Source organism: Streptomyces sp. NPDC126497, assembly GCF_040302425.1.
Taxonomy (GTDB): Bacteria; Actinomycetota; Actinomycetes; order Streptomycetales; family Streptomycetaceae; genus Streptomyces.
In genome coordinates this window covers 52,617-54,425 of sequence record NZ_JBEORT010000027.1, presented here as the reverse complement: position 1 = coordinate 54,425, position 1,809 = coordinate 52,617, and the positions used below count along the sequence as shown (strand labels likewise).

1 pseudogene is annotated in these 1,809 nt (G+C 74.0%); it reads left to right on the top strand.

Going from position 1 to position 1,809, the window contains the following annotated elements:
- Window positions 1-1,793 (top strand): annotated as a pseudogene (locus ABTY20_RS14845) (hypothetical protein); the annotation flags it as partial.
- Window positions 1,794-1,809 lie beyond the last annotated feature (16 nt).

Genomic DNA, 1,809 nt, shown 5'->3' with positions numbered 1-1,809 from the left:
CGAAGGCGGAGCAGGAAGCCGCGAAGGCCGAGGCCAAGGCCGAGCAGGCGGCTGCCAAGGAAGCGGCGGAGAAGGAGAAGGCGGAGGCGAAGGCGGAGCAGGAAGCCGCGAAGGCCGAGGCCAAGGCCGAACAGGCGGCTGCCAAGGAAGCGGCCGAGAAGGAGAAGGCGGAGGCGAAGGCGGCGGCCTCCGAGCAGCAGGCGTTCGTCCTCGCGCAGAACCAGAAGGCGCAGGACGAGGCGAAGAAGGAACGGGAACGGGCCGCGGCCCAGGCCGAAGCCGACCGCGCCGAGGCCAAGGCCGAGCAGGAGGCCGCCAAGGAAGAGGCGGCGAAGGAGAAGGCGGAGGCCAAGGCGGAGCAGGAAGCCGCGAAGGCCGAGGCCAAGGCCGAGCAGGAAGCCGCGAAGGCGGCGGCCGAGAAGGAGAAGGCCGAGGCCAAGGCGGAGCAGGAAGCCGCGAAGGCCGAGGCCAAGGCCGAACAGGAAGCCGCGAAGGCGGCGGCCGAGAAGGAGAAGGCGGAGGCCAAGGCGGAGCAGGAGGCCGCGCAGGCCGAGGCGAAGCGGGAGCAGGCGGCCGCCCGGGCCGAGGCGGAGCGCGAGCAGGAAGCCGCGAAGGCGGAGGCCGACGCCGAGCGGGAAGCCGCGAAGCGGGAACAGGCCGACGCGCAGTCCAGGGCGGAGGCCCAGCAGGAGGAGGCCCGCCGCGAGGCCCTGCAGGAGAAGCAGCAGGCCCGACTGGACGCCGAGAACGCCAAGGCCGACGCGCAGGCCGACTACGAGCAGCAGAAGGCCGAGGCCCGCGCCGAGCGCGACGCCGCCCTCCAGGAGGCCGACCGTCAGGAGGCGGCGGCGCGACAGGAGTACGAGCGGGAGAAGGCCGAGGCCCAGGAGCAGCGGGACCAGGCGCGCCAGGAGGCCGAGCAGGAACGCGCCGAGGCACGTCGGGAGTACGAGCGGGAGATCGCCGCCGGCACCGACGAGAAGGAGGCCCGCGAGGAGTACGACCGGCGCATCGCGGAGATCGACGCCGCCGAGCGGGAGGCCGTCGAACGGGCGGACGCCGCCGAGGCCGAGGCCAGGCGCGAGTACGACCGGGTGAAGGCCGACGCCCAGGCGGAACGGGAAGAGGCGCGCACCGAGGCCGAGCAGGCGCGCAAGGACGCCAAGTCCGAGTACGACCGGCGCATGCGCGACATCCAGGCCGAGTACGACCGGATCAACGCCGATCAGAAGAACATCGACGAGCTGATCCGGCAGCGCATCGCCGACCTTCCCCAGCCCCCCGACCTCTCCGCCTACAACGGGGGCGGCTCTCCGGGCTCCGCGGGCTCCGCCTACTCCTCCGTCTTCAACGACAACCTCTACAACCAGGACGACCTCGCCTCGGCGCTCGGGCGTCCGCAGAGCGGAGACGCCCTGGCGGGCGTCTCCGCCGACGGCACCGGCACGGGTTCGGGCTCGCCGGGGATGTACCCGCCGATGATGCGCGGCGCGGGCGGCGAGGCCGGCGGCGGCAGTGGCGAGCGCACCAGGACCGTCATCGAGCCCGGGGTCGGACGCTCCGGCCGGACGGCCGCCCCGCAGACCGTCGACGACGAGGAGCACCGCGTCGTCCCCAGGACCACGCAGACCAGCAGCAGCGCGCCCTTCATGCCGCCGATGGGACCCATGGGCGGGGCGGGGGACAGGCCGCAGACGGAGAGCGGGGACCGGGAACGGACCACGTGGCTGGCCGAGGACGAGGACGTCTGGGGCACCGACGAGGGCGGCGCGCCGCAGGCCCTGGGACGCTGAGGGAAAGGGGAGCGGG